This is a genomic window from Vibrio sp. OY15, from assembly GCF_000742455.1.
GTDB classification, from domain to species: Bacteria; Pseudomonadota; Gammaproteobacteria; order Enterobacterales; family Vibrionaceae; genus Vibrio; species Vibrio alginolyticus.
In genome coordinates this window covers 292417-317613 of record NZ_JPIL01000006.1, presented here as the reverse complement: position 1 = coordinate 317613, position 25197 = coordinate 292417, and the positions used below count along the sequence as shown (strand labels likewise).

Annotated in this window: 19 protein-coding genes; 8 read left to right on the top strand and 11 right to left on the bottom strand. The window is 44.9% G+C overall.

What is annotated here, in order from left to right; genetic code table 11:
- Positions 1 to 185 precede the first annotated feature (185 nt).
- A complete protein-coding gene (locus tag IJ23_RS08640) occupies positions 186 to 1268 on the top strand; it encodes a glycerol dehydrogenase (RefSeq protein ID WP_005379703.1) in 1083 nt (360 codons plus the stop codon).
- Between the two features lie 82 nt (positions 1269 to 1350).
- Here IJ23_RS08640 and glmS read toward each other — a convergent pair whose 3' ends face one another.
- Both glmS and IJ23_RS08630 read right to left on the bottom strand, forming a co-directional pair.
- Positions 1351 to 3183, bottom strand: coding sequence for a glutamine--fructose-6-phosphate transaminase (isomerizing) (glmS, locus tag IJ23_RS08635; protein WP_033906046.1), 1833 nt, complete (start codon positions 3181 to 3183; stop codon positions 1351 to 1353).
- A gap of 110 nt (positions 3184 to 3293) precedes the next feature.
- Entirely contained in the window at positions 3294 to 4055 is a 762-nt protein-coding gene (locus tag IJ23_RS08630; RefSeq protein WP_033906045.1) for a DeoR/GlpR family DNA-binding transcription regulator, read from the bottom strand.
- A gap of 433 nt (positions 4056 to 4488) precedes the next feature.
- Between IJ23_RS08630 and pykF the strand changes: the two genes are divergently transcribed.
- Both pykF and IJ23_RS08620 read left to right on the top strand, forming a co-directional pair.
- Positions 4489 to 5901, top strand: a complete 1413-nt coding sequence (gene pykF, locus IJ23_RS08625; RefSeq protein ID WP_005392243.1) for a pyruvate kinase PykF — start codon at positions 4489 to 4491, stop codon at positions 5899 to 5901.
- 157 nt (positions 5902 to 6058) lie between these two features.
- Entirely contained in the window at positions 6059 to 6745 is a 687-nt protein-coding gene (locus IJ23_RS08620) for a GntR family transcriptional regulator (protein ID WP_081886409.1), read from the top strand.
- Positions 6746 to 6799: 54 nt separating this feature from the next.
- Here IJ23_RS08620 and IJ23_RS08615 read toward each other — a convergent pair whose 3' ends face one another.
- From IJ23_RS08615 to IJ23_RS08580, 8 genes are all read right to left on the bottom strand, one after another.
- Positions 6800 to 8680: a sensor domain-containing diguanylate cyclase gene (locus IJ23_RS08615; protein WP_005379698.1), complete on the bottom strand. Its 1881-nt coding sequence runs from the start codon at positions 8678 to 8680 to the stop codon at positions 6800 to 6802.
- A 110-nt stretch (positions 8681 to 8790) separates the two neighbouring features.
- A complete protein-coding gene (gene ilvN, locus IJ23_RS08610) occupies positions 8791 to 9285 on the bottom strand; it encodes an acetolactate synthase small subunit (RefSeq protein WP_005379697.1) in 495 nt (164 codons plus the stop codon).
- 1 nt (position 9286) lies between these two features.
- A complete protein-coding gene (locus IJ23_RS08605) occupies positions 9287 to 11011 on the bottom strand; it encodes an acetolactate synthase 3 large subunit (protein WP_033906043.1) in 1725 nt (574 codons plus the stop codon).
- Between the two features lie 449 nt (positions 11012 to 11460).
- The gene (locus IJ23_RS08600; protein ID WP_033906039.1) at positions 11461 to 13269 is read right to left on the bottom strand and encodes an AMP-dependent synthetase/ligase; all 1809 of its coding nucleotides are present in this window, start codon (positions 13267 to 13269) and stop codon (positions 11461 to 11463) included.
- Between the two features lie 293 nt (positions 13270 to 13562).
- Entirely contained in the window at positions 13563 to 14522 is a 960-nt protein-coding gene (gene calR, locus IJ23_RS08595; protein ID WP_005379693.1) for a LysR family transcriptional regulator CalR, read from the bottom strand.
- A gap of 555 nt (positions 14523 to 15077) precedes the next feature.
- Positions 15078 to 16124 (bottom strand): MJ1255/VC2487 family glycosyltransferase, encoded by a 1047-nt coding sequence (locus IJ23_RS08590; RefSeq protein WP_005379691.1) that lies wholly within the window; start codon positions 16122 to 16124, stop codon positions 15078 to 15080.
- Positions 16125 to 16127: 3 nt separating this feature from the next.
- Positions 16128 to 16676, bottom strand: coding sequence for a phosphatase PAP2 family protein (locus IJ23_RS08585; protein WP_033906038.1), 549 nt, complete (start codon positions 16674 to 16676; stop codon positions 16128 to 16130).
- 152 nt (positions 16677 to 16828) lie between these two features.
- The gene (locus tag IJ23_RS08580; protein ID WP_033906036.1) at positions 16829 to 17626 is read right to left on the bottom strand and encodes an SH3 domain-containing protein; all 798 of its coding nucleotides are present in this window, start codon (positions 17624 to 17626) and stop codon (positions 16829 to 16831) included.
- Positions 17627 to 18145: 519 nt separating this feature from the next.
- Between IJ23_RS08580 and leuA the strand changes: the two genes are divergently transcribed.
- The 5 genes from leuA (at position 18146) to IJ23_RS08555 (ending at position 24194) form a co-directional block, all read left to right on the top strand.
- Positions 18146 to 19693 carry a 2-isopropylmalate synthase gene (gene leuA / locus IJ23_RS08575; RefSeq protein ID WP_005379685.1) on the top strand — a complete coding sequence of 516 codons (1548 nt, stop codon included), beginning with the start codon at positions 18146 to 18148 and terminating at the stop codon, positions 19691 to 19693.
- A gap of 82 nt (positions 19694 to 19775) precedes the next feature.
- A complete protein-coding gene (gene leuB, locus IJ23_RS08570; RefSeq protein ID WP_033906035.1) occupies positions 19776 to 20867 on the top strand; it encodes a 3-isopropylmalate dehydrogenase in 1092 nt (363 codons plus the stop codon).
- 194 nt (positions 20868 to 21061) lie between these two features.
- The gene (gene leuC, locus IJ23_RS08565; RefSeq protein ID WP_033906033.1) at positions 21062 to 22462 is read left to right on the top strand and encodes a 3-isopropylmalate dehydratase large subunit; all 1401 of its coding nucleotides are present in this window, start codon (positions 21062 to 21064) and stop codon (positions 22460 to 22462) included.
- 11 nt (positions 22463 to 22473) lie between these two features.
- The gene (gene leuD, locus IJ23_RS08560) at positions 22474 to 23076 is read left to right on the top strand and encodes a 3-isopropylmalate dehydratase small subunit (RefSeq protein ID WP_005383071.1); all 603 of its coding nucleotides are present in this window, start codon (positions 22474 to 22476) and stop codon (positions 23074 to 23076) included.
- Between the two features lie 335 nt (positions 23077 to 23411).
- Positions 23412 to 24194, top strand: a complete 783-nt coding sequence (locus tag IJ23_RS08555; protein ID WP_033906032.1) for a DUF547 domain-containing protein — start codon at positions 23412 to 23414, stop codon at positions 24192 to 24194.
- Positions 24195 to 24336: 142 nt separating this feature from the next.
- On the opposite strand, the gene djlA is transcribed toward IJ23_RS08555, so the two are convergent.
- Positions 24337 to 25191: a co-chaperone DjlA gene (gene djlA / locus IJ23_RS08550; RefSeq protein WP_033906031.1), complete on the bottom strand. Its 855-nt coding sequence runs from the start codon at positions 25189 to 25191 to the stop codon at positions 24337 to 24339.
- Positions 25192 to 25197: the final 6 nt, after the last annotated feature.

The window sequence follows — 25197 nt, the reverse complement described above, 5'->3', positions numbered from 1 at the left end:
GCCATAAAGCATGCTGATGCTTATTACTTCTGACAGTCGGTTTGACACAGAGGTCATAAAAGCATGGAACAAAACCAGAGATATCCTTCACCACCTACCACACCAAACCTAATATAAACCTTATCCCTACAATGGATATTCATTGCAGTCCAAAACACACATAAAAAAGGTTAAAGGTTTGAATTATGGACAAAATTATTATCAGCCCAAGCAAATACGTCCAAGGTGAACAAGTACTTACATCTATCGCTCACTATGTGAAAACATTGGGTGAACGTCCGTTAGTAATTGCCGATGAGTTCGTGACTAACCTGGTTGGTGATGACGTCAAACAAAGCTTTGCTGACGAAAAGCTTCCACTCACTATGAACATTTTTGGTGGCGAATGTTCGCGCGTTGAGATTGAACGCATCACGGACATTTGTGCCACTCAGAAACACGATGTCATTGTCGGTATTGGTGGTGGTAAAACGTTAGATACAGCAAAGGCTGTTGCGTTTTACACAAAAATTCCTGTCGTGGTGGTTCCTACGATTGCCTCGACAGATGCACCAACCTCAGCGCTTGCGGTGATATACACACCTGAAGGTGAATTTGCAGAATATTTGATGATCCCTAAAAACCCAGACATGGTCATCATGGATACGTCAGTCATCGCCAAAGCCCCTGTTCGCTTACTTGTATCGGGGATGGGCGACGCGCTTTCCACCTACTTTGAAGCTCGTGCCAACATGACTTCTGGTAAGGCAACAATGGCTGGTGGGTTAGCGACGCGTTCAGCACAAGCGCTTGCGAAACTTTGCTATGAAACCTTGCTTGAAGATGGTGTAAAAGCAAAAGCTGCGGTAGAAAATGGTGTGAGCACCAAAGCGGTAGAAAACATTATTGAAGCCAATACATACCTAAGCGGTATCGGTTTTGAAAGCAGTGGTCTAGCGGGTGCTCACGCTATTCATAACGGCCTAACTAAGCTTGAAGAGTGTCATCATCTCTATCATGGTGAGAAAGTCGCGTTCGGCACACTAGTTCAGCTGGTACTAGAAAACGCAGCGATGGAAGAGATTAATACGGTTCTTGCATTCTGCCGCTCTGTAGGTCTACCAACCAACTTATTTGATATGGGCGTTAAAGAGCTTAACCACGCTAAGTTGCGCGAGGTCGCCGAAGCCTCAACGGCCGAGGGAGAAACCATCCACAATATGCCATTCCCAGTGACGGCAGAAAATGTCTACTCTGCAATTCTAACCGCTCACCAGTTGGGTCAATAACTCACCCCCTTAAAGTGGGCTTAAATAAAAAAGCGGCACATACTCTCGCATGTGCCGCTTGGATTTTTGCTGTTAAGCGTAATTACTCAACCGTTACCGCTTTCGCCAGGTTACGTGGTTGGTCTACGTCCGTACCTTTGATCAGTGCTACGTAGTAAGACAGCAATTGCATTGGGATGGTGTAGTAGATCGCCGCCGTGATTTCACTAACGTGAGGCATCGTGATGATCTTCATTGTTTCATCGCCTTCGAAGCCTGCGTCTGCATCTGCGAATACATACAGAAGACCGCCACGCGCACGTACTTCCTCAACGTTTGATTTTAGCTTTTCAAGTAGGTCGTTGCTTGGTGCAACCACAACAACAGGCATGTCAGCATCAATCAGCGCAAGAGGACCGTGTTTTAGTTCACCCGCCGCGTACGCTTCTGCGTGGATGTAAGAGATCTCTTTCAGTTTTAGAGACGCTTCCATCGCGATTGGGTAGAACTCGCCACGGCCTAGGAACAATGTGTGGTGCTTGTCTGCAAAATCCGTTGCTAGTGCTTCAATTTCTTTCTCGAAAGAAAGTGCCGCGTTGATTTGCTTAGGAAGTGCATGCAGCGCTTCAACAATCTCTTTTTCTTTCTCTTTGCTGATGCGGCCTTGCTCTTTACCTAGTGCTGTTACCAGCATAAGTAGTGCAGAAAGCTGAGTCGTGAACGCTTTGGTTGAAGCCACGCCGATTTCGACGCCAGCGCGAGTCATGAATGCAAAATCTGATTCACGAACCAGAGAAGAGCCTGCTACGTTACAAATGGTCATCGCCGCCATATAACCTTTCTCTTTCGCAAGACGAAGTGCTGCTAACGTATCTGCAGTTTCACCAGACTGAGACAACGTAATAAGAAGGCTGTTTGGACGAGTCACAAACTTGCGGTAACGGAACTCAGACGCGATTTCTACATCACAGCTAACGCCAGCAATGTCTTCAAACCAGTAACGCGCTGTCATACCTGCGTTGTAAGACGTACCACACGCGACGATTTGTACGTGTTCTACTTTGCTTAGAATGTCTGCCGCGTGCACACCGATCGCGTCTGTCACAACAGAGTCTGCCGTGATACGACCTTCCATTGTGTTGATCAACGCTTTAGGTTGCTCATAGATTTCTTTTTGCATGAAGTGACGGTATTGGCCTTTATCACCTGCATCATGCTCTGCGTTAGATTCAACAATTTCACGCTCAACTGGCTCACCCGTTGCATCAAACACAGTGACTTCACGGCGAGTAATTTCTGCTACGTCCCCTTCTTCTAGGTACATGAAACGGCGCGTAACGTTAAGTAATGCAAGTTGGTCAGACGCTAGGAAGTTTTCACCTACACCAAAACCGATCACGATCGGGCTGCCTGAACGCGCTACTACGATGCGTGAAGGATCTTTGCGATCCAACGCTACCGTGCCGTATGCGCCTTCAAGTTGTTTTGCTGTTTTTTGTACCGCTTCTAATAGCGTTTCTGAAGTACGAAGTTCCCACTCAACCATGTGTGCGATAACTTCTGTATCCGTTTGCGATTCAAACACGTAGCCACGAGATTGAAGCAGCTCACGCAGCTCTTCATGGTTTTCGATGATGCCGTTATGGACAACTGCGATATCACCAGACATGTGTGGGTGAGCATTGATTTCAGAAGGTTCACCGTGCGTCGCCCAACGAGTGTGCGCAATGCCAGTTCCGCCGATCACTTTTGCTTCTTCTACTGCATCAGCCAATTCTTGTACTTTACCCAAGCGACGAACGCGCGTTAGGTTTGATTCGCCATCAACAACCGCAACGCCAGCAGAGTCGTAACCGCGGTACTCTAAGCGGCGTAGACCTTCAACCAAAATTTCTGCAACATCTCGTTGTGCTACTGCACCTACGATTCCACACATGTGTTTATCTCCGTTTGTAGTTTTGTTCTTCCCTAGCCATGATTTCAAATAGAGGCAGCAAGCAAAGGCCTTTATCCAGAGGGAAGTGAAATATGAAACTGATTACATCATTAGGCGCAAATGACTTTCACGCCATGTTGTTCAATCTGTACTTTATGCTCTGCTTGGATATCTGCATCGGTCACCAACACATCAACTTGATGCCAAGCGAGCTCTAAGTTTGGGATCTTACGGCCGATTTTTTCGGACTCTATCATTACGATCACTTCACGTGACGCTTCTGCCATTACCTTACTTAAGCCAACCAACTCATTAAATGTCGTGGTTCCACGCTCGAGATCGATGCCATCCGCACCGATGAATAGTTGGTCAAAGTCGTAAGCTCGTAATACAGATTCGGCTACTTTGCCTTGAAAGGACTCTGAGTGCGTATCCCAAGTACCGCCAGTCATCAGCAGTGTCGGTTCGCTCTCTAATTCATTTAGGGCGTTAGCAACATGCAACGAGTTGGTCATGACCACTAAGCCACGTTTGTCATTCAACTGTTGAATCAGCGCGGCAGTCGTGCTGCCACTGTCGATCACGATGCGATTATGCTCGCGAATCAATGATGCTGCTGCTTTTGCTAAGCTTAACTTTCGAGTCGAAACATTAGCGCCCAATTCTTCGTGAATGACTTCCTTTGGGATAGCAATCGCACCGCCATAGCGGCGTAGAAGTTGGCCGTTTTTCTCTAAAGAAGCTAAATCCTTTCTAATCGTGACCTCTGAGGTTTCGAATTTCTGAGCAAGTTCATCAACGCTGACTTCTCCTAGTTCAGAAACCAAGTTAGAAATGGCGTGTCTTCTTAATTGAGTATTTCGTTTCGACATTTAAGTTTTGACTTTAAGTTTCGATGTGAAACTTATTATAGTCAAACCGAAACTTTCAAGTCCATTTATTTCGATCCAAAAAATTAATATTTCTCGATAAAACCTTGTCCTAAGACAATTCTTAAACAGTGATATTGGATTCATTCAGTGGTAGAATTCGCCACCGAAAAGAAAAAAAATTACAGAATTGAAGGCTATTTTTTTGCAACTTTCTGCATATAAAGTGGGATTAGTCACAAAAAGGTAACCAAAATCGCCGATCTTTTAGTCATAAAATGACTAAACTTGGTGAAAGACTTTCAGAATCTGAAGTTCTAATAATGAGACGAAAAATCGGTGGATGACAGGTACTAAATGTCATCAAAAACGTCCTGACTTCAGAGTAAATAACCGACTTTCAAATTGTAACTATACTTACCGGAGAGTATCTTCCATGAAAAAGACCAAAATCGTATGTACGATTGGCCCTAAAACAGAATCTGTAGAGAAGCTAACTGAACTAGTTAACGCAGGCATGAACGTAATGCGCCTTAACTTCTCTCACGGTGACTACGAAGAACACGGCACTCGTATCGCGAACTTCCGTAAAGTAATGGAAGCTACTGGCAAACCACTAGCAATTCTTCTAGATACTAAAGGTCCAGAAATCCGCACTATCAAGCTAGAAGGCGGTAACGATGTTGATCTAGTAGCAGGTCAAGAATTCACTTTCACAACTGACACTTCAGTTGTAGGTAACAAAGATAAAGTTGCAGTAACTTACGCTGGTTTCGCAGCCGACCTAAACGTAGGTAACACTATCCTAGTAGACGACGGTCTAATCGAGATGGAAGTTATCTCTAAGACTGAAACTGAAGTTAAATGTAAAGTTCTTAACAACGGTGCACTAGGCGAAAACAAAGGTGTTAACCTTCCTGGCGTTTCTGTAAACCTACCTGCACTATCTGAAAAAGATAAGAACGACCTTAAGTTTGGTTGTGAGCAAGGCGTTGACTTCGTAGCAGCTTCTTTCATCCGTAAAGCGTCTGACGTTCAAGAAATCCGTGAAGTACTTGCTGCAAACGGCGGCGAGAACATCCACATCATCTCTAAGATCGAAAACCAAGAAGGTGTTGATAACTTCGACGAGATCCTAGAGCTTTCTGACGGCATCATGGTTGCACGTGGTGACCTAGGTGTTGAAATCCCAGCTGAAGAAGTAATCTTCGCTCAGAAAATGATGATCGAGAAGTGTAACCGTGCACGTAAGATGGTTATCACAGCAACTCAAATGCTTGATTCTATGATCAACAACCCACGTCCTACTCGTGCGGAAGCAGGCGACGTTGCTAACGCGGTAATGGACGGTACTGACGCAGTAATGCTTTCTGGTGAAACGGCGAAAGGTAAATACCCTGTTGAAGCGGTAACTATCATGGCTCAAATCGCGAACCGTACTGACTCAGCGCTAAAAGCTGAACTAGGTTCTCGTCTAGACAGCCCACGCCTACGCATCACTGAAGCAGTATGTAAAGGTGCAGTAGACACAGCTGAGAAACTAGCTGCTCCACTTATCGTTGTTGCAACTGAAGGCGGTAAGTCTGCACGTTCAGTACGTAAGTACTTCCCAACTGCAAACATTCTAGCGCTAACAACTAACAAGAAAACTGCTGCACAGCTAGTTCTAACTAAAGGTGTTACTCCTGTAGTTGTTGATTCAATCGAAAGCACTGACGCATTCTACGTAGCGGGTAAAGAACTTGCTCTAGAATCAGGTCTAGGTAACAAAGGCGATATCGTTGTTATGGTTTCTGGCGCTCTAGTTGCTTCAGGTACTACGAACACAGCTTCTGTACACGTGCTATAAGACTGAACTTTTAACACTTCAGTTTCTTGAGAAGGAGGGCTTATGCCCTCCTTTTTTATATGGCTTTCTTGCTCTCATAATAGGCTAATTGTATTATTTACCTCTATCAGAATTTCGTACTGTTTAATTTTATCGTCACGATTAAAGTTTCTATGAGGTGTATGTGTCTAGTCCCACTCTTACCGACAAAGTATTAAGAATGATCCGTCAGGATATTCTCGATGGCGAGCTTAAACCAGGTCAAAAACTCGTGGTTGCCGAACTCAAAGAGAAGTACAACGTAGGAGCGTCACCCATTCGAGAAGCATTGGTGCAATTATCTTGGAGCAAATACGTCAAACTCGAGCCGCAAAAAGGCTGCTGGGTTGCACCTATATGTAAAGATGAGTTACATGACTTGTACGAAAGCCTGCAAATGGTCTCCGCATGCTTACTCAGTAAGGCAATTACGATTGGCGATGAAAAATGGGAACTGGATGTACTAACTGCTTATCACAAGTTATCCCGAGTAAAACCTGGCGAAAGCTTTTGCTGGAGGGAATGGGAAGAGCGCCAAAATCAGTTTCTTACTGCGCTGTTTGAAGGTGCTGGCTCTGTCAATATGTTTGGGTTTTTCCGCGATCTACTCACGCAAATTAAACGCTACCAATACTTCGCGATGCAGATTTTAGGCACAGGGAACCCTGGGCACTGTAATCTCGATGAGCAAGAAATACTGATGAAGGCATCGCTAGACAAAAAGAGTCAGGATGCTTTAGGTTATCTAGAGCGTTATTTGAGACAGTCAATACAGTGTATCGAAGCCGCCATCGACAACCAATGTCGCATACTGGCTAGCGAATAACGCTGAGACTAAAAAGCGGGGGTCTATCCCCGTTTTTTCGTTTTTGTAAAAGCACTAAGCAATATCATCATAACTATGACATAGCGATACGCAGTTACGCCCTGCACTTTTTGACTCATACAAAGCAATATCAGCACATTTATACGTTCTTGTACGATCAGAGGTTAAATCACTATACCCAGCACTGACAGTAATGCCTCTATCACTACGCATTTGAACCGCGACACGTAGCCTGTTCAATACAATTTCAGCCTCTTCTAGAGTTGTATGCGGCATAATCACTGCAAATTCCTCACCACCGACACGAGATACAAAGTCTGTGCTGCGGACTTCTTCTAGGAGGGTTTCTGCGACACTACAAATCACCTTGTCTCCTTCGTCGTGGCCAAGCTCGTCATTAATACGTTTAAAGTGGTCAATATCAAACAACGCCAAACAAGCAGGAGGGCTATCAGGATAGCGTTCAATAATCCCCGCATATTGCGCCAATTGCTCTTCAAATTTTCGGCGGTTCCACAACCCCGTCAAGCCATCTTTTTCGCTTAGGTTTCGTAATTTTTCTTCTAACTCTTTTTGCCCAGAGATATCCACCAGCGACGTAATGTAATAACTCACTTTACCTGATTTGGTTAAATTCGCCTGAATACGCATTATTGCAGTAAAGACTTGATTAAACTTAGTTCGACAACGAATCTCCCCTTCCCATACGTGTTCACTCTTCAGTGTTTTCCAGATACTCAGGTTTGCTTCGAGATCTTCAGGTAAGAGAATTAAATGATGTGCACTCCAACCTTGGGCATGCTTGGTTGAGTAACCCATCATGTTTTCAAACTCTTGATTAACCATGATGATTCTATGTGAAGCATCCGAGATCATCACCGCAGTCATACCATCAAGAGCAGCTCGAGCCAACTTCGATTCCATACTATGACGCCGATAATGCAGAGCAAGGGCTGCCGTCGGCAAAGTGAAGCCGAGCACCAAACTTAGAACAAAAAACGCTTCTTGGATTAAGTCATCAATATCCCTCTGAGCTCGGGATAATAACTGCTCATTGGTAAGATCAATAACCAGATGAAGAGGTTCGCTAGAAACAAACTGGATGGTGCGATACGCGACCAAATTCGAACCATTGTAAGCATAGCCCGAATCTTTTGAATTTAAACTACGCCAAATGTTTGGGTACATCCGGCCAAAATTAAATTGAGAGCGAGCGGGAATTATATGGCCATACAAACGAGCTGATTTAGGGCTATCAATGTAAAATCCGTCACTCTTAATCAGCTCAATATGGAAATCAAGCACTGACGAATAGTTGAGTCGAGAGGATAAATAGTCAATATCAACATTAAGCACAAGATACCCTTCGCGCTTTCCGTTAAGCGAAATAGGCATCAAAATACGCAGTGACGGGCTATAGGGATAGACTAACTCGCCATACTCTCGTTCTAAACCTATCCCCCACGAAGCGATTTCGCCATCGTCTAAGTTCTTAGCGAATTGAAAGTAATCTCGCTCTGACTTATTTTGCAATTTGATCGCGGGCAACGCAGCGCCTGTTTCAATCTCATAATTAATCCTCACTTTTTCTCGACCAGAAACATCAAGAAAGCGAATTTGCTTATACAACTTTTGATTGATTGCGACCGAGATCCACATGTCTTCTAAGATGGAACGGTTCACCCGGTTAGGTTGGCGCAGATATTCATACAGACTTTGGCTGTGACCAAGTAGGTCACTGATCGTTTCGATTTGATCCTGAATATTGCTGTATTCACGGCCAGTATAGGCCAATTGATGTAACGCTTCTTGAGCGGTGTTCTCAACATTGTTTTCTAACAACGTCAGATATTTCTGATAGTAGTAAGCGGCAGTGAGTGCACTAAAAAATAGTGCTGTCGCCAATAAGGTGCCGACTCGCTTAGGTACTTTCACACGTCTAATGCCTATCATGCTTACTAAAACGACAATTATATCATTAATTGTTATTTTCTAAACAAAAAAGCCACTTAGATTAAGTGGCTTTTCTATATGCAATCAGAGAGTTAAGGTTTGAGGGCTCGCTCTCCTCGCGCAATGCCAACGACACCACTACGAGCAACTTCGACAACTTCGGTCACTTCGGATATCGCTTGAATGAAGGCATCTAGCTTTTCACTCGTACCCGCAAGTTGTACGGTGTATTGGGAAGCCGTGACATCCACGATCTGGCCACGGAAGATGTCTGCCGTCCGCTTCACTTCTGCTCGCGCAAAACCACTGGCTTTCACTTTCACCATCATCAGTTCACGCTCAATGTGCTCATACTCGGTGACTTCTTGTACTTTCAGCACATCGATCAGTTTGTGTAACTGCTTCTGAATTTGTTCCAACTGCATCTCATCAGATGTCGTGGTAATGTTCATTCGCGACAGGGTTTCATCATCAGTCGGTGATACCGTCAAAGATTCAATGTTGTAACCACGTTGAGAGAACAAACCAACAACACGAGACAACGCACCCGGTTGGTTTTCCAATAGCAATGAAATAATGTGTCTCATATTAAGTTCTCTCCGTTTTGCTTAGCCACATTTTATCCATACCCTCACCTTTGATTTGCATCGGGTATACGTGTTCGGTTTCGTCTACGTTGATGTCCACAAACACCAGACGATCTTTCATATCCAACGCTTTTTGTAGCCCTTCTTCGAGCTGATCAGGCGTTTCGATACGAATACCGACGTGACCATAAGCTTTTGCAATCGCTGCAAAGTCAGGAACAGAACTCATGTAAGAATTAGAGTGACGACCTTGATAAATAATGTCTTGCCACTGTTTTACCATGCCTAAGAATCGGTTGTTCAGGTTGATGATCTTCACTGGAATGTCGTATTGCATGGCTGTAGACAATTCTTGAATGTTCATCTGAATACTGCCGTCACCAGTCACAACCACGACCTCTTCTTGTGGCATGGCAAACTTCACGCCCATACCAGCCGGAAGACCAAATCCCATGGTGCCAAGACCACCAGAGTTTATCCAACGGCGCGGCTTATTGAATGGGTAGTACAGCGCCGCAAACATCTGATGCTGGCCCACATCAGACGCCACATATGCGTCGCCATTAGTTAGCTTGTGCAGCGTTTCAATTACTTGCTGTGGCTTGATTCGTTCTGGAGACGTTTCATAAGACAAGCAGTTGCGGTCACGCCATACTTGAATGTCATCCCACCATGCAGTGATAGCATCTTGATCATTTCCACTACCTTGCTCTGCAAGCAGCCCGAGCATGGTTGTCAGCACTTTTTCCGCAGAGCCTACGATCGGCAAATCCACTTTCACGTTTTTCGAGATCGATGACGGATCGATATCAATATGCATCACTTTTGCGTTTGGGCAGTACTTTTCAAGGTTGTTGGTTGTACGGTCATCAAAACGCACACCGATACCAAAAATAAGATCCGCTTCATGCATTGCCATATTAGCTTCGTAAGTGCCGTGCATACCCAACATGCCCAGTGAGTTTTTATGTGTGCCCGGGAATGCCCCCAAGCCCATCAAAGTACTCACAACGGGTAGGTTCAGTTTGTCGGAAAGCTCTAAAATATGTTCATGGGCGCCAGAAATCACCGCACCACCACCGATATAAAGCACTGGTTTTTTCGCTTCTAATAGCGATTTAAGCGCTTTTTTAATCTGGCCTTTATGGCCCGAAGTTGTCGGCTTGTAAGAGCGCATTGAAAGCGTTTCTGGATATTGATAAGGCAGTTTGATTTGCGGGTTCATTACATCTTTTGGCAAATCAATCACAACTGGACCAGGTCGACCTGTAGTCGCGATATAAAACGCTTTTTTGATTGTTTCAGGAATATCTTCCGCTTTTTTTACTAAAAAGCTGTGTTTGACCACTGGGCGGGAGACACCGACGATGTCACACTCTTGGAAAGCATCATTACCAATTAGGCTATTTGGTACGTTACCCGAGATAACGATCATTGGGATAGAGTCCATATACGCTGTTGCAATACCCGTAATGGTATTGGTCGCGCCCGGCCCCGAGCACACAAGTACGACACCCGGTTTACCGGTAGCTCGAGCGTAACCATCTGCCATATGAGTGGCGGCTTGCTCATGCCTTACAAGTACGTGTTTGATTTGATCGGTTTTGGCATGCAGTGCATCGTAGATATCCAAAACAGAGCCACCTGGGTAGCCAAAGATCTGCTCTACGTGCTCTTCTATCAGAGATTGAACCACCATCTCTGCGCCTGACAACATTGCTGTCATAATTGCTCTCCTTAGCCAGTTTCCTCACCGTAAGGTCAACGGATTGGTCTGGTTTTACATAGTCTAGGTCTTATTCGTAGCCTAATCGAAATACTTCCACGTTTTCGGCTATGTCTTGCGTTCGTCATAACATCCCGCAAGGTTACCCAACAAATGTAACGTTTTATTATCAAAGGGTCTAATGAGAGATTGGTCTACTTTTTAAACAAGATACTAGTAATTAGAATGTTAGTAGGAATAGCAGCCACACATCTCCTATTTCACAGTACAACCTAAAAAATTAACGCTCAAAAAAAGAACATTATTTCATAAGGTTTTAGCTATAGGGTGCGAAATAGCGTTATTTGACGAGCAAAGCAGAAAAAATCAATGCAAACAAAAATCCCCAGCAATGCGCGATCACATCACTGGGGATTTTTTCATCAATATAAAATCTAAGTCAGCTTAAGTTACTTTTTATCCGACTTTTCCTTATACATTTCTTCAATTTCATCTTGGTATTTGTCATTGATGACTTTACGACGAAGTTTTTGAGTTGGCGTTAACTCACCATCATCCATAGAGAAAGCTCTTGGTAACAGTTTAAACTTCTTCACTTGTTCAAACTTTGCCAACTCTTTTTGAAGATCGTTCACCCGCTTCTCAAGCATTTCGACCACCTGGTGGTGCTTAATCAACTCAACGCGATCGTGATATTTGATATTCAGCTCTTTCGCGTACTCTTCTAGCGAGTCATAACAAGGCACGATAAGCGCAGAAACAAACTTACGAGTATCCGCAATGACTGCGATTTGCTCGATGAAGTGGTCTTTACCAATCGCACCTTCAATCATTTGTGGAGCGATGTATTTACCACCTGAAGTTTTCATCAACTCTTTGATACGATCGGTGATGAACAAGTTGCCATTTTCATCAATGTAACCAGCGTCGCCCGTTTTTAGGAAACCGTGCTCATCAAAGGTCTTTTCCGTCTCTTCTGGCATTTTGTAATAGCCACGCATCACCATTGGACCACGAACCAGAATCTCGTTATTTTCGCCAATCTTAACCTGTGCGCCAGGCATCGACATACCAATAGAGTCGGGGTTAAAACATTTATCATCCCAACACGATACTGTCGCCGTGGTTTCAGTCATGCCGTAGCCCAACTTAACGTTGATACCAATCGCATGGAAGAATCGACCGATGGTTTCATCCAGCTTTGCACCACCACAAGGCATAAAGTTGATTTGCCCGCCAAGTAGCGCACGCAGTTTGCTCAGAACCAACTTATCCGCCAAAGCGTATGACTTACGCAGCAAGAGCGATGGCTGACGTTTTTCTTGATGACAAGCGGCCATTTTTGCGCCCATGTTGACTGCCCAAGTAAACATGATCTTACGATGAATCGGCGCGCGAGACACTTTCTCATGAATCGCAGAGAAGATCTTCTCATAGAAACGCGGTACGGCACACATCACGGTAGGTCGCACCTGGCTCAGTGCATCACGTACTTGCATGGTGTCTTGCAAATAGCAGTTGGTCGCCCCTTTGTACAATACATAAAAGGTCCAAGCGCGCTCAAATACGTGTGACAACGGAAGGAAACATAATGACACGTCACTTTGAGAAAGGCTCAAGCGCTGATCGTGCCCTTCCAATTGCGCCGCAATGTTTGCGTAGTCCAACATAACGCCTTTTGGCTGTCCTGTTGTACCCGAGGTGTAGATGAGCGTGAGTAGATCATCTTCTTTTGCCTGATCTAAACGCGCGTCCAATTCAACTTGATATGTAGTGTCGCCTTTGGCAACAAATGCTTGCCAAGAGATAACGAAATCATGATCGCCAAGTTCTATATCATCAGACATCGCAACAATGAGCTCTAACTGTTCGCACTGGTCGAAAATGCTCACTGCTGCATCAAATTGAGGCTGTTCACCAACAAACAGAACTTTGACGTCTGCATTGTTAATGATGTACGCCGACTGAGCGGCAGTATTGGTTGGGTAAATAGGTACTGTCACGCTGCGTAATTGCAGTGCTGCGATATCAGCGATCGTCCATTGCGGCATGTTGTTCGAGAAAATGCCGATCTTATCTTGGACTCCTAATCCCTGAGCCAAAAGTGCAAGTGATAAAGCATCAACTTGCTGACCAAATTGCGTCCACGTAATACCTTGCCACTCCTCACCCACTTTATGCTTGAGTGCAACGCGTGTACCACCGTTCGCAATTTGTTCACGAATACGTTTAACGATATGAAAATCTAACTTGGCCATTCTTTTACTTACCTTTTGGCTTACAGGCGTAAGCTAATTGAGCGAACAAGTGTACTCACGGCTTGCTAAAACGCAACTGACCAGTATCAAACTTATCACTAATAAGAGACAACTATCACTTATACGTCGCGAACGTACCTCAAATTGCTGAATGATTACTCTATTTAACTTACTGTTTCGATTGTTGATTACGAAAACAAAAAGCCCCGAGAGACAAAAATCGCTCGGGGACCAATGAATTGTAAAAATTGATGATTACCAATATGGTCTAATCGAGAAGACCAAACGTCATCTTATTTTGCGGCAACGACTTCACCACAAGTGATCATCAGTTGATCGCGTAGCCAAATGTGGCCTTTATCTTTTTCACTTGATTCATGCCAGCTTAAGAAGCCGCTGATTTCTTTGTTCGCAAATGGGAAATCAAGAATTTGCAGTTGATCGCTGTTTACCGCATTTTCCGCCATCCAACGTGGTGCAATAGTCACAAGCTCAGATTGACCCACCACGTATAGTAGGTTGCTTAAACTAGAACCTTCATACGCCGCTTGGCAATCCAGTTCACGGTACGCTTGCTCTGAGAAACTACGTTGGCCATGCACTTTCGATAACTTCGCATGCTTTTCGTTAAGCAGTTGCTCAGCCGTCACACCACCTTGAATGCGTGGGTGTGTTTTTGATGCGATAACCACTAATTCATCTTTGAAGATTTCAGTACTTGAGAAACCTTGCTCATCAAAACGAGCGTAGTCGATCACGAAATCAATTTCTTGGTAGCGCATACGCTCAGACAACAAACGGTCAAATTCTGCATCTAGGTGAAGCTGAACGTTTGGTGCTTGTTGATTCACTTTTGCCATGATCTTCGGAGCAAAACGCATGTCACAAGGGCTGCAAATCGCAAGCTTGAATAAGCGAGTCGAAGATTCTGGCTGGAATACAGAGCTAGGAAGTTCATTGCGAATCAGCTGTAGTGCTTGGCGAATAGGGCCAAACAGTTGACGTGCTCGTTGCGTAGGCTGAATACCACGGCCTTGGCGCATGAATAGCTCGTCGTTAAACATCACTTTTAAGCGTGCCACGGCGTTACTTACCGCCGGTTGAGACATGCCTAGGTTATGTGCTGCACGAGTAATATTTTGCTCTTGCATTACAGCATCAAATACAGTCAGTAGGTTTAAATCTACACCACGCAAAGTGCTTTCCATACGGTAGCTAGCAATTGCGCTCATCGCGTCTTTCTTCTCTAACATTGAGTGCGCCTCTTTTGTAATCGTCAACTTTGTTCATTAAATTCATAACGAATAGAATCCCATCTCGCACAAAAGACGGCGGCTGGATTCGAATCATTTTACGAATAGATAACCTAACTTTTTATTATATTTATCGTCCGGATACTTCCGGCTCGAACTGTACTATCAACTAATCGATTGCGGTTTCGCAACTAGATTGATATTTAATCAGTAAATTTTAGCCAATTAGGTATTTATTTGTTAAATAACAAAGGCTTGATAAAAACATAAAAAACTATAAAACACGTAAAAATGCATTCTTTGAGGACGTATTTAGCAAATTGATAGGACAGGCGGTCAACACAAGTATGCATTTAGCTCAGTTATTAGTTGAAATAAGAACAACAGATGACAGCTATATCTCTGATTGAATTTTGCACTTATCAGTCAAATTATCAGCAAATACACACTGAATAGAAATGAGAGAGGAAGAATAAAAATGCAGCCTTCCAAACAGAAAGGCTGCAACAAAATCGTGTCAAAAATGGAAGGAACAATGTACTTAGAACAACGTACTTAAATGTTCGACACGTAACTTGGAAAATCAACCTGCTCCCACAGCTGTCTGGATAACTCTGCTTTTGAATCCCATGCACCTTGCAGTACCCAATGAACAATAGCCTGAGCAACATCTGGGTATTTCACACTTTCGGCTTGTTGCTCCTTTAGCCACTGGCGTACTGCGGAAATGTCTAAGCTCTCCATCGACATCGCAAGCCCTAAATCTTCTAAGGTCGCAACATTGCTCTGCTGCTCGAATTGACCCGCGAGTGGCTTTAGTAACAATTTTTTCCCCAAAGACAAGGCTTCTGAAGGAAGCTCAAACCCACCATTAGCAATGACACCACTACAGCGATGCAAATGATGCTGGAAGTTGCTGTGGCATAAAGGGCGCAGTTCTATGTTTTCCACCTGCTCACATTCGATCACATCCGGGTGATAACAGATAAACGCTTGCTGATTAAAGTGGAACAATAAATCCGAGATATCTTCAATCGATTCGAACGGTAGATACACCAACACGAAGTCGTCGTTTTCTGCTTGGCTATCGACGGTATGCACTATTGGTGGTAACAAAGGTTGATCAAAATGATGCCAATGCAAACCAAGGTGGTGTTGAGAAGGCGCAAAGTATTCAATGACGGATTTATCTAACCAACTTGCTCCCTTTAGTGGCACCGGATAACGGAAAGCATTTTGGTGGCTGATACCAATAGAAGGCTTATTTTGTTGTCTCGCTGCCCACGCAGTCACAGGTTCGAAATCATTAATGATAAGATCGTAGGACGATAGATCGAGTTGCTTAACTTCTTTGAAAAACTGCACCAAATTGTTATTCAATGCTGTTTTCGCGTAGTTTACAGAGCCTTTTTCGGTAATAAAGGTGAAGCCTCGGCGAGTCTGGTAATCGCCAAATGCTTCCATTGAAAAATATTTTTCCGGCGCTCGCCCAGAAAACAAAAAGTCGACCTCAACATCGTGCTCTTTAAACGCATGACTCATCGCCCTTGCGCGTGCAATATGTCCGTTTCCTGTCCCTTGAACACCGTACAAGATTTTCATCAATTAGCCTCCTAACATCGCAATCGCTAATCCACCACAAAGACTGCCAAGCAGTGCACCAATGATGACATCGGTAAAAAAGTGCACACCCAATAAGATTCGCGCGGTTCCAATTAAACTTGCCCAAAAGAATGCAGCAACGCCTAGGCTCGGATAGAAATGGTCAATCAGCGTCGCCATGACAAACGCAGCGGCAGTGTGTCCTGAAGGAAGACTGTAGCGATCAGAGGGGGTAATAAAAGCAGGAAGGAGTGCATTAAGCTCTTCAGGGCGACGACGCTTAAAACTATTTTTCAGCGTCCAATAAATTGGTAGCTCGATAGCAAAAGCAAGTAAACCCGCCAGTAAAAACCAGACTCCTTGCTCCTTATCTAAATACCAAGCTAATAAACCCAACACCAAGTAAAGATGCCCGTCACCACTGTGGGAGACTCCTTTGCTGATATTGGCGACTTGTTGATTAAAACGGTGCTTAAGACAAACACTAGAGAGCGCTAAATCAAACTTAGCAATGGTTGCAATTGGCTGTGTAATTGTCTCTATGGTTCGCATGTGACCTTTCCTTACTTTGACAACGCCTTTGTGTGAAAAGTAGGAGGTTTAGGTGACAACAGCATGACGGGAGTTTGGACAATTAATGACAAAGGCCAAATTAAAGTGTGCCCAACAATTTATCTATTGGGCATAACCATAAAAATAGAACATTAAGAAGGGTTTGATAGTTGCGGTTGAGGGGTGTCTATATACCAGACTTTTCTCTTCTTGCGGCAGGCGCGCAAAGAGCCCGTCGTCATGTCGCCATCTTTTGTAAGCTCATAGCTCAGTGAGCGGCAAGTATAGTTTCCCGACAGTTCATGCTCTATACTCGTTTGCTCCGTTTTACTCGAGTTAGGCTCTAGTAAAGGGTTAGGCTGTGTAGATAAAATGTCACGATTTATCACATTGCTGCGCGCATAATCCTTATGGACATAACCTTTTATCACTCCTTTCTGTTCAACGAGAAACCAAGGTTGATCAACCACTTTTGCTAGCACATTAAAGACTTCCCCTTTCGATAATACGCCAAGCTTTTCCCCTTCAAGACTCGGTTTGGAGCGTAGGTTTAATGTGGTCTTAGAGCGGTAAGAGACATCCATAAACTCTACTGGGTTTGAGGTATCGACACCTTCAGTGGTTGGTCGGAAAACTTCCGCTTGCTGTTTCTCACTAGGCTGGACACGGATCTTCCACCAAGAATACGTTTCCGGATCTTTACCTTTAAACTTATTTCGGCTGTCAGACTCAAGGGCAACAAGCATCTGATTCAAGAACGATTCGCGTCCTTCATTACTCAAAAATCGATCCATTTGATCATTGATGACCACGACGCTCTGTGAGTGATCATTCATAACAACGGGGGAAGCCACTTCCACATAGGTCTGCGATTGAAACAGCTGACAACCCGACAAGCTGACCAGAGTAAATACTATGGCTGAACGTCCAAATTGTTTTGTTAACCTCATTCTTTCCCTAACCCTTATATTTCTTTTACCTAGTGCAACTGCACTACTATAAATGGTCATTCAAAACTTTTGCCAAACAATTCGGACCTTTGTGTGACAAGTCGCAATCCCGATGCTTGTTTTGGTAATGAAACGTCGCAAACTTGATGAGAACTTACTTCTTCTAGCACGTTTCTATCGCATCATGTCGTTTCACTTAGTGCATCATTTTTTTCAAGCAAACGAAAAGACTCATCCGATATGAATAAAAAATCGACTTTAGGGTTGACGCGCTTCATGGAGTGCGGTACTAATTTGTTAACTTAATTATGTGGAAAGCTTAACAACTATGTCAGCTCATTTTTCTATCCTGCTTAGCCTCCTCCTGATCGTGACCAGTTCGCGCGGGTAGGCTGTGGAAGAAAAATAACCACACCAATTTCTAAGAACCCGCATGAGAATGCGGGTTTTTTTATATCTAAATACTGGAAGTAAACGATTCACTTGCGCGAAAGTGCAGAAATCAGGAAGGAAGCAAACATGAACGATCAGGTCATTATATTCGACACCACATTGCGTGATGGCGAGCAAGCGTTGTCAGCAAGCTTGACGGTTAAAGAAAAACTGCAGATTGCCTATGCGCTGGAAAGACTCGGCGTTGATGTTATCGAAGCTGGCTTCCCAATCTCTTCACCAGGTGATTTCGAGTCTGTACAAACCATCGCAAAAAACATAAAAAACAGTCGAGTTTGTGCCCTTTCGCGTGCCGTTGCGAAAGACATTGATGCTGCCGCTGAAGCCTTAAAAGTGGCCGACCAATTCCGTATCCACACGTTTTTAGCCACTTCCACCATTCACGTAGAAGACAAACTACGCCGCAGCTACGACGATGTACTAGAAATGGCAGTCAACGCCGTTAAACATGCACGTAACTACACTGATGATGTCGAGTTTTCTTGTGAAGATGCTGGTCGTACTCCAATCGACAACCTATGTCGCATGGTAGAAGCCGCCATCAATGCAGGTGCGAGTACAATCAACATTCCAGATACCGTTGGCTACACCGTACCAAGTGAGTTTGGTGGGATTATTGAAACTCTATTTAACCGCGTTCCGAACATTGATAAAGCGATCATCTCCGTTCACTGTCACGACGATTTGGGGATGTCAGTTGCCAACTCTATTGCCGCCGTTCAAGCTGGCGCACGTCAGATAGAAGGCACGATCAATGGCATTGGAGAGCGAGCGGGTAACTGTTCACTTGAAGAGATCGCAATGATCATCAAGACTCGTCAAGAGTTTTTGGGCGTTCACACTGGCATTAAGCATGATGAAATTCACCGCACCAGTAAGTTGGTTAGCCAGCTATGCAATATGCCTATTCAAAGCAACAAAGCAATTGTGGGTGCAAATGCGTTTAGCCACTCTTCAGGCATCCACCAAGATGGCATGTTGAAGAATAAGAATACCTACGAAATCATGACCCCTGAGTCTATTGGCCTAAAAAACCAAGCTCTGAACCTAACCAGCCGCAGCGGTCGCGCTGCCGTGAAGAGCCATATGGATACCATGGGTTACAACGAAGACGAGTACAACCTAGACGCGCTGTATGCGGATTTCTTGAAACTTGCTGATCGCAAAGGCCAAGTGTTCGATTACGACCTAGAAGCCCTAATGCACTTCTCGAACTTGCGTGAAGAAGATGACTTCTACAAATTGAGCTACCTAAGCGTGCAGTCTGGCAGCGTAATGGCTACCACCAGCATCAAAATGCAATGCGGTGATGAAGAAATGTGTGAAGCAGCGGTCGGTAATGGCCCAGTTGATGCGCTATACCAATGTATCTACCGCGTGACAGGCTACGACATCGTTCTGGATAAATTCGACCTAACCGCGAAAGGTGAAGGTGAAGATGGTTTGGGTCAAGCAGACATCATTGCCAACTACAAAGGTCGCAAATACCACGGTACGGGTGTTTCCACCGACATCGTTGAGGCTTCCGGCCAAGCATTATTGCACGTTATTAACAGCATTCATCGTGCAGATAAAATCGAAGAAATGAAGCAGAAAAAGATTGCGACTGTGTAATAACAACCGGGCTACACGGCTCAGGAAAGAACACGCTCGTTGAAATAATTAAGCTCAAAATTAGAAAACTTAAAGGATTAACATGACAGACAAATCGTACAAAATTGCCGTCCTACCCGGTGACGGCATTGGCCCGGAAGTAATGGCGCAGGCACATAAAGTATTGGATGCAATCGAAAAGAAACATGGTATTGCGTTTGAGCGTGACGAGCATGATGTCGGTGGTATCGCGATCGACAATCACGGTTGTCCACTTCCGGAGAGCACAATAAAAGCATGTGAAGAGTCTGATGCAGTCTTATTCGGCTCGGTTGGCGGCCCTAAGTGGGAGCACTTACCACCAAATGACCAACCTGAACGCGGTGCCCTACTGCCACTACGCAAACACTTCCAACTGTTCTGTAACTTACGTCCAGCGCAAATTCACTCAGGTCTTGAAGCTTTCTCACCGCTACGTGCAGACATCTCGGGTCGCGGCTTTGACATCGTGGTAGTCCGTGAACTGACGGGTGGTATCTACTTCGGCCAACCGAAAGGTCGTGAAGGTGAAGGCGCAACAGAAAAAGCATTTGATACTGAGGTGTACCACCGCTTTGAGATCGAACGTATTGCAAAAATCGCTTTTGAGTCTGCTCGTCTACGTCGCAAGAAAGTGTGCTCTATCGACAAAGCGAACGTTCTACAAAGCTCTATCTTATGGCGTGAAGTAGTCGAAGAAATCGCAAAAGACTACCCAGATGTCGAGTTGTCACATATGTACATTGATAACGCGACTATGCAGCTTATCAAAGACCCTGCTCAGTTCGACGTAATGCTATGTTCAAACATCTTCGGCGACATCATTTCTGATGAGTGCGCGATGATCACTGGCTCTATGGGTATGTTGCCTTCAGCGAGCCTAAACGAAAGCAAATTCGGTCTGTACGAGCCAGCAGGCGGCAGTGCACCAGATATCGCAGGTAAGAACATCGCTAACCCAGTGGCACAAATCCTATCTGCTGCACTGATGTTGCGTTACAGCCTAGGTGAAGAAACGGCGGCACAAGACATCGAAACGGCAGTTTCAAAAGCGCTATCAGCGGGGGAACTAACGGGTGACCTTGCTGGTGACAACCCAGCACTTTCGACGTCTGAGATGGGCGATAAGATCGCTGAGTACGTCTTAAACTCTTAATACAAAACAGATTCATAATAAATACTAAATCCTCGGTCCACCAATGGCTTTCCTCTAAGTCATTGGTGCAATAGCAAGGCAGCAAGCCCATTTATATTAAGGCGTTTAGTTCGCTAAATAAGCTAAATAACTGGATAAACGGGTGTCGCTAACGCAGTTATTGCGGCAACGGCGATGAGGAAAGGAAGCAAACAATGGGCAAAACATTATACGAAAAAGTCTACGACGCACACGTTGCCGTCGCAGCAGAAGGGGAAAACCCAATCTTGTACATCGACCGTCACTTGGTACATGAAGTGACGTCTCCGCAAGCATTTGACGGCTTGCGTGAAAAAGGTCGTAAGGTGCGTCAGGTCAGCAAAACTTTTGCCACCATGGACCACAACGTTTCAACAACCACCAAAGACATCAACGCATCCGGTGAGATGGCTCGTATCCAGATGGAAACGCTATCGAAAAACTGTGAAGAGTTTGGTGTTACGCTTTACGACATTAACCATAAATATCAAGGTATTGTGCACGTTATGGGCCCAGAGCTTGGTATTACCCTACCGGGCATGACCATTGTTTGTGGTGACTCGCACACTGCTACACACGGTGCGTTCGGCTCGCTAGCTTTTGGTATTGGAACATCTGAAGTTGAGCACGTATTAGCAACTCAAACGCTAAAACAAGCGCGCGCTAAAACGATGAAGATCGAAGTAAAAGGCAAAGTGGATCCGGGCATCACGGCGAAAGATATCGTGCTAGCCATCATCGGTGAAACGACAGCAGCGGGTGGTACAGGTTACGTGGTTGAATTCTGTGGTGAAGCGATCACAAACCTTTCAATGGAAGGCCGCATGACCGTATGTAACATGGCGATTGAGCTAGGAGCGAAAGCCGGTTTGATTGCGCCAGATGAAACCACGTTCGAATACATCAAAGGCCGTAAATTCTCACCTCAAGGTGCCGACTTTGATGCAGCAGTAGAATACTGGAAGACATTAAAAACGGACGATGATGCTCAGTTTGATGCAGTCGTGACACTAAACGCAGCGGATATCAGACCACAAGTCACTTGGGGTACTAACCCAGGCCAAGTGATCGCGGTAGATCAACCTATCCCAGCACCAGAAAGCTTTGCCGACCCAGTAGAAAAGGCATCGGCAGAAAAAGCATTGGCTTACATGGGCCTAGAGGCAGGCAAGTCATTGTCTGATTACAACGTCGATAAAGTCTTCGTTGGTTCTTGTACTAACTCACGTATCGAAGACATGCGCGCAGCCGCTGAAGTGGCGAAAGGTCGCAAAGTCGCGCCTCACGTTCAAGCGCTAATCGTTCCTGGCTCTGAGCAAGTAAAAGCGCAAGCAGAAGCGGAAGGCTTGGACGTTATCTTTAAAGAAGCGGGCTTTGAGTGGCGCCTACCAGGTTGCTCGATGTGTCTAGCAATGAACAATGACCGTTTGGGTCCACATGAACGTTGTGCGTCTACTTCAAACCGTAACTTTGAAGGCCGCCAAGGTCGTGATGGCCGTACCCACCTAGTGAGCCCTGCGATGGCAGCGGCAGCAGCAATTGCTGGTCACTTTGTAGATATTCGTGAACTAGACTAAGGAGCAAACCAATGTCAGGCTTTAAACAACACACAGGCTTAGTTGTTCCTCTAGATGCAGCGAACGTTGATACTGATGCCATCATTCCAAAGCAGTTCCTACAAAAGGTCTCTCGCCTAGGCTTCGGTAAGCACCTATTCCATGACTGGCGCTTCCTAGACGATGCTGGCGAACAACCGAACCCAGAGTTCGTGATGAACGCACCTCGCTACCAAGGCGCGTCTATCTTGCTGGCTCGTGAGAACTTCGGCTGTGGCTCATCTCGTGAGCACGCACCGTGGGCGCTAGCGGATTACGGCATCAAAGCGATGATCGCACCAAGCTTTGCCGATATCTTTTACGGCAACTCGATCAACAACCAAATGGTGCCAGTTCGTTTGACTGAACAAGAAGTGGATGAAATCTTCCAGTTTGTTGAGGCAAATGAAGGTGCAGAAGTCGAGGTCGACCTAGAAGCGAATGTCGTTCGTGCCAACGGCAAAGAATATGGTTTTGAAATCGATTCGTTCCGTCGTCACTGCTTACTAAACGGTTTGGACAACATTGGCCTAACCCTTCAGCACGAAGATAAGATTGCCGAGTACGAGGCAAATATCCCGAGCTTCTTGCGTTAAGACGCGTTAGTACATACACAAATCAAGGGCTGGCAATTGTCGGCCCTTTTAATTATTTAGACAACTGATTTTATATCGCTTTGCTTACGGAATACCGAACGCCTCTGTTGAAATTCGTCATCCTGAACAGCGACGAAGGAGTGTGATTCAGGATCGACTGCCAGAGCGCACTGTGCAGATTCATACTGTCTTTACTCAAGAGTTTGTGGGTATTAGATTCCTGATATCGCTTATGCTCCTCGGAATGACGGCGAATAAAGGCCACTGATTACTGAAAGAAAACAAGCACTAAACTGGTCTACACTATCAACAATATCTCATTCAAAGGTATCTCTATGAAGCGTCTGTTATTGCTGTTGTGTGCTCTGGTTTCTTTATCAACATTTGCCGCACCTAAATCCGACTTATGGCCGTATTGGAAACAATCGAATCAGGCTAATCAAAGTCAAATCTCTCATCAAGATTGGCAGCAATTGCTCGATGCTTATTTGGTTGAACAAGGTGAGAATACCTTGTTTCGTTATAGCCAAGTCTCCTCTGTCGATAAAACTAAGCTGAAACAATACATCCAGCGTTTGGCAAAACTAGACCCTCTACAATACAACCAAGCAGAGCAATATGCCTATTGGGTAAACCTTTACAACGCCATCACGGTAGATCTTATTTTGGATAACTATCCAGTCGAATCAATCACCAAGCTAGGTGGTTTATTTAGCTTTGGTCCTTGGGGAGACGATGTGGTCGTGGTCAATGGGAAGGATCTAACTTTAAACGATATTGAACATCGAATTTTGCGTCCAATTTGGAATGACCCAAGAACGCATTACGCGGTTAACTGTGCCAGCCTAGGATGCCCTAATCTGCAATCTCAAGCATTCACTGCTGACAACACGCAAGCTCTACTGGATAGTGCCGCCAAAACATTTATCAACAGCAGCAAAGGCGTATCTATCCAAGGTAACACGGCGCAGCTGTCTTCTATTTATGATTGGTTTGCAGCGGACTTTGGTGGAGAGAAACAAGTTTTCAACCACATCGCAACGTATGCTCCGCAATACAAAAACTTCTCTGGCAAAGTGAAATACGAATACGATTGGGACTTGAATCAAGCCAACTAAACTGGGGGGATGTGAGGTCAATTAGCATTAGGGACATAATAGGCCAAAAGCTAAAGACACCGGCAACTCAAAGACTAAGACATGAAAAAAAGGGCACTGAGTGCCCTTTTTTACATCCAAATGTTTGATAGAAAACGTCCGACTACTTAAAGCCTTTAACCTTCTTAATAAGATCGTAAGCGTTTTGAATCTCTTGAGATTTCTCTTTCGCGACGTTCATCATCTCTGGTGGTAAACCTTTAGCCATCAATTTGTCCGGGTGATGCTCGTTCATCAGTTTACGATAAGCACGCTTAACGGTTTTACTGTCTGCATCTGAAGACACATCCAGAATTTTGTACGCGTCGGCCAACTGATCCGCTTGTGAAGCTTGTTGCCAGCTACCACCTGAAGATTGGCGTTGATGCTGACCATGAAAACCGCCCTGGCTTTGGAAACGAAATGCGGCTTCTTGCATTTGCAAACGACGCTCTAATTGCTCAGAAGAGAAACCCAAACCACGTGCAATCTTGTGTAGTACATTTCGTTCACTCGGGTGGATCGAGCCATCTGCAAAGGCCGCCGAGATTTGCAGCTCTAAGAAAAATTGCAACAAGTCAAAGCGACCAGCTGTCGAAATTTTCACACGAACAAGAACATCTTCTAACGGAAAGTCGCTGTCTTTACCTTCACGAAACGCGTCTTGCGCTGCGCGACGCTGTTCGCCATGCAAATTCATGCGGTCCATCATGGCTGAAGCCAGTTGGATTTCCTCTTTGGTGACTTGGCCTTTCGCTTTTGCCACATGTCCCATTACCGCAAACGCCGCTTTAAAAAACTCTTCTTGGCGCTGAGCTTGACTTGGCCCTTTTCCAAAGCCGCCAGTAGAGAACCCGGCTTGACTCAAGCGACGTGCTTTATCGAATTGATGGCCAATAAATAAGCCAAAGAGTAAACCTAGCGGCCCGCCAAGTAACAAGCCAAAAAAGGCACCCAGAATTTTGCCAAAAATATGCATTATGTG

Bases quoted from the DNA above. Each gene is read 5' to 3' on its own strand.
- IJ23_RS08640 (WP_005379703.1), top strand. From the start codon at position 186: ATGGACAAAATTATTATCAGCCCAAGCAAATACGTCCAAGGTGAACAA.
- glmS (WP_033906046.1), bottom strand. From the start codon at position 3,183: ATGTGTGGAATCGTAGGTGCAGTAGCACAACGAGATGTTGCAGAAATT.
- IJ23_RS08630 (WP_033906045.1), bottom strand. From the start codon at position 4,055: ATGTCGAAACGAAATACTCAATTAAGAAGACACGCCATTTCTAACTTG.
- pykF (WP_005392243.1), top strand. From the start codon at position 4,489: ATGAAAAAGACCAAAATCGTATGTACGATTGGCCCTAAAACAGAATCT.
- ilvN (WP_005379697.1), bottom strand. From the start codon at position 9,285: ATGAGACACATTATTTCATTGCTATTGGAAAACCAACCGGGTGCGTTG.
- IJ23_RS08605 (WP_033906043.1), bottom strand. From the start codon at position 11,011: ATGACAGCAATGTTGTCAGGCGCAGAGATGGTGGTTCAATCTCTGATA.
- IJ23_RS08600 (WP_033906039.1), bottom strand. From the start codon at position 13,269: ATGGCCAAGTTAGATTTTCATATCGTTAAACGTATTCGTGAACAAATT.
- calR (WP_005379693.1), bottom strand. From the start codon at position 14,522: ATGTTAGAGAAGAAAGACGCGATGAGCGCAATTGCTAGCTACCGTATG.
- IJ23_RS08590 (WP_005379691.1), bottom strand. From the start codon at position 16,124: ATGAAAATCTTGTACGGTGTTCAAGGGACAGGAAACGGACATATTGCA.
- IJ23_RS08585 (WP_033906038.1), bottom strand. From the start codon at position 16,676: ATGCGAACCATAGAGACAATTACACAGCCAATTGCAACCATTGCTAAG.
- IJ23_RS08580 (WP_033906036.1), bottom strand. From the start codon at position 17,626: ATGAGGTTAACAAAACAATTTGGACGTTCAGCCATAGTATTTACTCTG.
- leuA (WP_005379685.1), top strand. From the start codon at position 18,146: ATGAACGATCAGGTCATTATATTCGACACCACATTGCGTGATGGCGAG.
- leuB (WP_033906035.1), top strand. From the start codon at position 19,776: ATGACAGACAAATCGTACAAAATTGCCGTCCTACCCGGTGACGGCATT.
- leuC (WP_033906033.1), top strand. From the start codon at position 21,062: ATGGGCAAAACATTATACGAAAAAGTCTACGACGCACACGTTGCCGTC.
- leuD (WP_005383071.1), top strand. From the start codon at position 22,474: ATGTCAGGCTTTAAACAACACACAGGCTTAGTTGTTCCTCTAGATGCA.
- IJ23_RS08555 (WP_033906032.1), top strand. From the start codon at position 23,412: ATGAAGCGTCTGTTATTGCTGTTGTGTGCTCTGGTTTCTTTATCAACA.
- djlA (WP_033906031.1), bottom strand. From the start codon at position 25,191: ATGCATATTTTTGGCAAAATTCTGGGTGCCTTTTTTGGCTTGTTACTT.